This window comes from Streptomyces palmae, from assembly GCF_004684805.1.
Lineage (GTDB): Bacteria > Actinomycetota > Actinomycetes > Streptomycetales > Streptomycetaceae > Streptomyces > Streptomyces palmae.
This window is the reverse complement of the sequence record NZ_SRID01000349.1, coordinates 1-7,287: the sequence shown is the minus strand read 5'-3', so window position 1 is coordinate 7,287 and position 7,287 is coordinate 1. Positions and strand designations below refer to the sequence as shown.

Here is a 7,287-nt window from a genome sequence, read left to right as displayed (position 1 = left end):
CCCGTCGCCGTACCGGCCACCGGCGCTCCTCGCCGTACCGGCCACCGGCGCCGAGCCCCGCCGTACCTCTACCGGCCACCGGGCGGCGAGCCCCTCCGCACGGGGCGTCAATTCGCCCATCCGGCACCACTGGTCGCAGTTGGGACCGAACAGAGACAATCAAGGGGAGTCCGTCCGAGGGACGGTCTGGTTACCATCGCAAAGCGTGTGTGAGGCACACGTCATGGGGAGCCGCGGGGGCGCGGACCGTATGAAGGGGAGAGGGCCGTAGTGAAGGTGCACCACATATCGAGGGGTCGGGCTCGCGGGGGCAGGGCCGCCCTGGTGCTGGGGGCGTTGCTGGTGCTGACCACCGCGTGTGGCGGTGGTGACGGGGACGACGGCAAGGGCGGCGGGAAGAACGGCGGGGGCCAGAAGACCTCCGAGGCACAGGTGGCCATAGCGCCCAAGGACGGCAGCGACGGGGTGGCCACCAGCGGCGCGCTGAAGGTGACGGCCCGCAACGGCAAGCTCAGCTCGGTGAAGGTGGCCGACAGCAAGGGCCGGACCATAGCGGGCAGGGTGTCCGCCGACGGCAGCAGCTGGGTGCCCGACACCCATCTGGGCGCCGGGGCCACGTACACCGTGGACGCCGTCGCCAAGGACGAGGACGGCCGCGAGTCGGCCGAGCACGCCAAGTTCACCACCCTCGTGCCCAAGAACACCTTCGTCGGTTCCTTCACCCCCGAGGACGGCTCCACGGTCGGTGTGGGCATGCCGGTCTCGCTGCGCTTCAGCCGCGGCATCACCGAGCCGGGCGCGGTGGAGAAGGCGGTCAAGGTCACCGCTTCCCCGGCGGTGCCGATCGAGGGCCACTGGTTCGGCAACGACCGGCTGGACTTCCGGCCGGAGAAGTACTGGGCCCCCGGCACCAAGGTCACCGTGAAGCTCGACCTGGACGGGGTGGAGGGCCGGCCGGGCGTCTACGGCAAGCAGACCAAGACGGTCCGGTTCACCATCGGCCGCAACCAGGTCAGCGTGGTCGACGCCAAGACCAAGACGATGAAGGTGACGCGGGACGGCAAGGTCGTCAAGACCATCCCGATCACCTCCGGCGGGCCGGGCACCGAGACCTACAACGGCCAGATGGTCATCAGCGAGCGGTTCGCGGTGACCCGGATGAACGGCGCCACGGTCGGCTTCGGCGGCCAGTACGACATCGCGGACGTGCCGCACGCCATGCGGCTGTCGACCTCGGGCACCTTCATCCACGGCAACTACTGGTCCGCCAAGTCGGTCTTCGGTTCGACCAACGCCAGCCACGGCTGCGTGGGCCTGAGCGACCTCCGCGGCGGCGGGAACAACGGCACGCAGGCCGCCTGGTTCTACAACAACTCGATCATCGGCGACGTGGTCGTGGTGAAGAACTCCCAGGACCGCACCATCCAGCCGGACAACGGCCTGAACGGCTGGAACATGTCCTGGGACCAGTGGAAGGCCGGGCAGTGACCCGCTGCCCCGGTTCAGTGAACGCGCGCTAACCTGCGGCCATGACTGTGAACCTTGAGGTCGCCGACGGCGTCGGCACCATCCGCCTGGACCGCCCGCCGATGAACGCGCTGGACGTCGCCACCCAGGACCGGCTCCGGGAGATCGCCCACGAGGCGACCCGCCGCGAGGATGTCCGCGCGGTGGTCATCTGGGGCGGTGAGAAGGTGTTCGCGGCCGGCGCGGACATCAAGGAGATGCAGGTGATGGACCACGCCGCGATGGTGACCCGGTCCCGCGACCTGCAGGACGCCTTCACCGCGGTGGCCCGGATCCCCAAGCCGGTCGTCGCCGCGGTCACCGGCTACGCCCTCGGCGGCGGCTGCGAGCTGGCGCTGTGCGCCGACTTCCGGATCGCCGCCGAGAACGCCAAGCTCGGCCAGCCGGAGATCCTGCTCGGGCTGATCCCGGGCGCCGGCGGCACCCAGCGGCTGTCCCGGCTGGTCGGCCCCTCGCGGGCCAAGGACCTGATCTTCACCGGCCGGATGGTCCGGGCCGACGAGGCCCTCACCATGGGCCTGGTGGACCGGGTGGTGCCGGCGGAGGAGGTGTACGAGCAGGCGCACGCCTGGGCCGCCGCGCTGGCCAAGGGCCCGGCCCTGGCGCTGCGCGCGGCCAAGGAGTCGGTGGACGCGGGCCTGGAGACCGACATCGACACCGGACTGGCCATCGAACGCACCTGGTTCGCCGGCCTGTTCGCCACCGAGGACCGTGAGATCGGCATGCGCAGCTTCGTCGAGGAGGGCCCGGGGAAGGCCAAGTTCGTCTGAGGCGAACACCTTCTGGGAAGGCAGGGGCGCACACGGAGGCCGGAAGGCCCCGAGTGCGCCCCTGCTGACGCATTCTGGCGTTCCCTGAAAAGTACCCACCCCTATCCGGTACGCTGGGTGATCGTTTGTACGCGCGGCGTTTTCGCTGGTCACCCCAGGATTCCCGACTTCGGGTGGGAAGCGGCGGACACCGCTACCGACTTATGGGGCGCACTGGCCGGGTGTGGGGGGATCCTGTGGTGACACCGCACCCGCCCCAGCCGGCGGCCATCATGGGGGGCATGGCGGGCTTGGACGGAATGGATCAACCGCAGCAGCGTGTCTGCGTGGCTGCCCGGAGCGCGGCTTTCGCCGAGGACGAGCTGGCCCTGCGGGCGATCGACCGGTTCGGCGACCCGACGGTCGAGGAAGTGCGACTCCCCTCCCGTCCCGAGTCGGCGGCCAGCGCGCGCCGCCTCACCGAGCTGATCATCCTGCGCCACTGGCAGCTGAGTCCGCAGTTGGCCGAGTACGCGGTGCTGCTCGTCTCCGAGCTGGTGGGGAACGCGGTGCGGCACACCGGAGCCCGCACCTTCGGCCTGCGGCTGCTGCGGCGGCGCGGCTGGATCCGGCTGGAGGTGCGCGACCCCTCGCGCGGGCTGCCCTGTCTGATGCCGGTGCGCGAGATGGACATCAGCGGCCGGGGGCTGTTCCTGGTCGACCGGCTCTCCGACCGCTGGGGCGTGGACCTGCTGCCCCGCGGCAAGACCACCTGGTTCGAGATGCGCGTCACCGACCGCTGAGCCGGCCGCCGCCCGGGTGCCGGCGGTCCGCCACGGGCGGTGCGCGATGCCCGTACGAGCCGCGGCCGCAACGCGAAGAGGCCCCGGTGCGTCGTGGTGTGACGGCGTGGGGGCCTCTTGCGGCACGCCAGGGTCTAGGGGGTGTGATCCTGGCGGAAAGGCGACCGAGCCCGGGTCAATGGGAGTCGCGCGAACGACTATCGCAGACAGGGTGTCTCCTTTTCAAAGCGGCATCCGGTAACCTAAGCCTGCAATTCGGACATTTCACCTCCTAAGGCAAGGTGAGGTGCGCCACCAGCCTTGTGAATGATGGATAGGTACCCGGCGAGGCTGATGTTCATACGGGTGATGCCGCGTCATGCGGTTCCCGGGAGTCCGCGTCCCGGGTGATTGTCGCCGGTGGTCCAGACCGGAGGTCGGATTCTTTCTTTGCCCGACCGTGCTTGGCATGTTCGCGTCGAGACTTCAGCATGAACGGGAAACGCGCTACGCGCGTCATGTCCCGTTCAACCCAGGAACCGGGAGCCCCCCATGGAAGCCCATCGACACCAGCCCACCCGTCGTGGCCTGCTGCGCTCCGGCGCCGGCCTCGGCGCCGCAGCGCTCGGCCTCACCGCCGCCTCCGCGACCGCCGCCCAGGCGGCGGGGACCACCGGCGAAGCCGTCTCCACCGCCTACCCCACGACCCACTGGATCCCGGCCAGCAGCTCCAACTACACGGTCTCCAACCGTCCGACGACCTACACGATCAACACCATCGTCATCCATGTGACGCAGGAGACCTTCCAGGACGCCATGCGCATCTTCAAGGACCCCGCGAAGCAGGTGTCCACGCACTACATGGTGGCCTCGGCCGACGGCTACATCGGCCAGTTCGTCCGGGAGAAGGACATCGCCTGGCACGCCGGGAACTGGAGCTACAACACCCACAGCATCGGCATCGAGCACGAGGGCTGGGTCGACCAGCCGGAGTACTTCACCGACGCGCTCTACAACTCCTCCGCCCAGCTGACCGCCGCGATCTGCACCCGGTACAAGATCCCCCGCACCCGTACGCACATCATCGGCCACGTGGAGGTGCCCGGCGCCACTCACACCGACCCCGGTCCGTACTGGGACTGGGACCGGTACATGGCGCTGGTCAACGCCTACTGATCGGTCCCTTTCGGCCGTCGCTTAATCTGTGCAGGTCGGACAAGCACTGAGAAGGGGTGGCCCAGGTGGCTGACATCGAGACGGCCAAGAAGGCGTTCGCGCGCTTCGACGTCAACGGAGACGGGCTGATTTCCGCGACCGAGTACAAGAGCGTCATGGCCCAGCTGGGGGACCCGTACGTCACGGAGACCGTCGCGCAGGCCGTGATCAACTCGCACGACTCCAACGGCGACGGCCTGCTGTCGTTCGAGGAGTTCTGGGCGGCTCAGAACAAGGGCTGAGCCCACACCACCGGCGGCCGGACCCCGGCTCGCGGCAAAGGCCGCCGGTACGCCTCGGCCCTGGCGGGCCGGGGCGCCGCGCGGGTGCGATCGGCCCGGAGCCCATTCCCCGCTCAGCGCACGTGTCTCCGCTCAGCGCAAGCGTCTCGGCTCAGCGCCAGTGGCGGCGCTGGGCACTGGCACGGCGCCGGCGGTCGTTGCAGAGCAGGCAGCGGCCGAAGCCCGGCGGCAACGGGTCCTCCTTGTCCCCGTACAGCGGGTCGACCGCGCCCCGCGGATGCTCCGCGCATCCGGTCGCGCCGCGCTCGGCCGCCAGCGCGCCCGCCGCGGCCAGCGCCCGGCGCAGCGCGTCGCCGAGCTGCTCGGCCTCGTGTGCGCTCGGTGCCGCCTCCAGGGAGAACGCGATGTCCGAAGCGGTGCTGAGCGCGCTCTGGAGCTCGCGCAGGTCTGCGTAACTCATGCTCCGAGCGTAAGCGCACCCACCGACAGCGCCCGCCGTGCCGCCCGGCCCGGCAGCCGGTCCGAGCGGCAGAGATGCGGGTCGGCCCCGGTGCGCCGCCGGCCGGACGCAGCGGTCCGGGGCGGATACCGGGTGCCGGATGCGGCAGCACGGGGCTGTGGGTGCCGGGCGTTCCGGCCCGGCGGGCAGGGTGCCCCGGGGGTCAGTGGTGCCCGGCGATCACGGAGCCTGCCCCGCCGGCGATCCGGGTGGCCCGTGCGGTCGGAGTGCCGTGCGGTCCGGTGCCGTGCGGGTCAGGGGGCGGCCCACTCCCGCATCGCCGCCGTACTGGAGAACGCCGCCACGTTCCGGTCCAGCGGAGTGTCCGTGTGCTGGTGGATCCGCCACTTGGCCTTGATCCGCGGCTTGCCGGCCGTGACGTAGTCCGCTATCCACAGCCCGTCGCCCGCGTAGGACGTGGTGTCGTGGTGCAGCCAGAAGGAGCGGCCGCAGTAGAGCATGACCCGGTGGGTGGGGCGCAGCGCCTTCACCCGGCGCAGGAAGTGATCCTTCTCCGCGTTGCTCGCGCGGGTGCCGGAGCTGGTGGTCTCCCAGTCCACCGCCAGCAGGTCACCCTGGCGGGAGGCGCACTTCTCCACGAAGTACGAGGCCTGGGCGTCGATGTTGCCCGGCCACAGGAAGTGGTAGAAGCCCAGCACGCAGCCGGCCGCGCGGGCCCGGGAGGCCTGCGAGGACTGGCGGGGGTTGATGTACGTACGGCCCTCGGTCGCCTTGACGAACACGAACGACAGGCCGTCGGTGTCGAAGGTGGACTGATGTGAACTGACGTCGATGCCACGGATCATGCGGATGCGCCTCCCGGACATGAGTGGGGGGAATCGGAGGAGCGGGTGGTGCCACCCGGTGAGGGCGAGGGTTTACACACAACGTGCCCGGATATGGACAGTGTGCAACGTCATAGTCTCGGTGATGCATGCACAGGGTTCACCGGTTCTGTCAACTCTGCGCCGTTCTGGGGCTGTTGAGCCACTGACCGGCGTATTCTGCGGACCGCGGCTGCCCTGCGCAGCCGGGACGGCACAGCCATTGCCCGCCCGCGACAGAGGACCGCGATGACTGACTTACCGGAGACGCTGACGGCATGCCTGGCGCTGGGCACCCTCGCCGCCGCGGCCCTGGTGCCGTTGCTGTGGCGGGCCCGCCGACACGCCGCGCAGGCCCTGTCCGAGCGCGCCGCCGCGGTGGCCGAGAACGCCCGGCTCACCGCGCGGGTCCAGGAACTCACCGAGGAGACCCGGCACCTGGCCGCCGAGCGCCTCCCCGCCCTGACCCGCCATCTCCGCCATCCGCACGTGCCGGTGCCCGGCCTGGCCCATCCCGGTCTGCTGGGCAGTGAGACCGACCGCGACCACCGCGCGGTGCTCGACCTGGTCTCCCGGGCGGTACTGGCCGAGCGGCGGCGGGTGGACGAGGCCGCGCAGGCCGCCATCCGCGGTACCACCAAGGCCATCCAGGCCCGGAGCTACCAGCTGCAGGACCTCATCACCGAGATGCAGCACCGCTACGACGACCCGGGCATCATCCACGACACCGTGGTGCTCAGCCGCATGGGGGAGCAGATCCTGCGGCGGATCCAGGCCACCGGAGTGGTCTGCGGGGCCACCGCCGGGCTCACCCGGGCCGATTCGCACCTGGGCGACATCGTGGTGGGTGCCCAGTCCCGTATCGCCGGCGCGGAGCGCGTCAAGGTCACCAGCCGCTTGACCGAACCGATCGGGGTGGTGGCCCGCGCCGCCGAACCGGTCGCCATCGCCGTCACCGAGCTGCTGGCCAACGCCGTGCACCACTCGCACGGCACCCTGGCCGTGGACGTCAGCCTGCACCGGAGCGAGACCGGCGCGGTGATCGTCATCGACGACGCCGGGGTGGGCATGCACAAGGAGGAGGTCGAGTACGCGACCCGGATGATGTCCGGGCAGTACCCGGTGCTCATCACCGAGCTGGGCGACCCGCCGCGCACCGGGTTCGCCGCCATCGGACGGCTGGTGCGGCAGTTCGGGTTCAGCGTCTCGGTGGACAAGCCCGCCCCGTACGGCGGGGTGCGCGCCATCGTGCACATCCCGGGCCGGCTGCTGACCATGCTGGACGAGACCACCCCGATGTCCGTGGCCGCCCCGCTGACCGCCGACTCCGATCCGGCGGACCGGACCGCCGCCGCCCGGGCCCGTACCCACGCGGCCCGCGGCCACGCCGAGGACCCGCCCACCACCGGCCTGCCCCGGCGCCGCCGCCACGGTGCCCAGGCCCCGCAC

8 protein-coding genes are annotated in these 7,287 nt (G+C 70.9%); 6 read left to right on the top strand and 2 right to left on the bottom strand.

The features are described 5' to 3' along the window. The first annotated feature begins 327 nt into the window (after nucleotides 1–327). From E4099_RS26295 to E4099_RS26275, 5 genes are all read left to right on the top strand, one after another. Nucleotides 328–1,488 carry a L,D-transpeptidase gene (locus E4099_RS26295; protein ID WP_135341610.1) on the top strand — a complete coding sequence of 387 codons (1,161 nt, stop codon included), beginning with the start codon at nucleotides 328–330 and terminating at the stop codon, nucleotides 1,486–1,488. Nucleotides 1,489–1,529: 41 nt separating this feature from the next. After that, nucleotides 1,530–2,297, top strand: a complete 768-nt coding sequence (locus E4099_RS26290) for an enoyl-CoA hydratase/isomerase family protein (protein WP_135341608.1) — start codon at nucleotides 1,530–1,532, stop codon at nucleotides 2,295–2,297. Between the two features lie 269 nt (nucleotides 2,298–2,566). Next, the gene (locus tag E4099_RS26285) at nucleotides 2,567–3,079 is read left to right on the top strand and encodes an ATP-binding protein (protein WP_135341609.1); all 513 of its coding nucleotides are present in this window, start codon (nucleotides 2,567–2,569) and stop codon (nucleotides 3,077–3,079) included. A 531-nt stretch (nucleotides 3,080–3,610) separates the two neighbouring features. Further along, entirely contained in the window at nucleotides 3,611–4,234 is a 624-nt protein-coding gene (locus tag E4099_RS26280; RefSeq protein ID WP_135341607.1) for an N-acetylmuramoyl-L-alanine amidase, read from the top strand. 65 nt (nucleotides 4,235–4,299) lie between these two features. Beyond that, the gene (locus tag E4099_RS26275) at nucleotides 4,300–4,515 is read left to right on the top strand and encodes an EF-hand domain-containing protein (RefSeq protein ID WP_135341606.1); all 216 of its coding nucleotides are present in this window, start codon (nucleotides 4,300–4,302) and stop codon (nucleotides 4,513–4,515) included. A gap of 151 nt (nucleotides 4,516–4,666) precedes the next feature. On the opposite strand, the gene E4099_RS26270 is transcribed toward E4099_RS26275, so the two are convergent. Further along, nucleotides 4,667–4,975, bottom strand: coding sequence for a hypothetical protein (locus E4099_RS26270; protein ID WP_135341605.1), 309 nt, complete (start codon nucleotides 4,973–4,975; stop codon nucleotides 4,667–4,669). Nucleotides 4,976–5,268: 293 nt separating this feature from the next. Further along, nucleotides 5,269–5,820 carry a glycoside hydrolase family 25 protein gene (locus tag E4099_RS26265; protein WP_135341604.1) on the bottom strand — a complete coding sequence of 184 codons (552 nt, stop codon included), beginning with the start codon at nucleotides 5,818–5,820 and terminating at the stop codon, nucleotides 5,269–5,271. 267 nt (nucleotides 5,821–6,087) lie between these two features. Here E4099_RS26265 and E4099_RS26260 point away from each other — a divergent pair. After that, nucleotides 6,088–7,287: ATP-binding protein (locus tag E4099_RS26260; RefSeq protein WP_135341603.1), on the top strand; the 1,200-nt coding region annotated here is incomplete at its 3' end.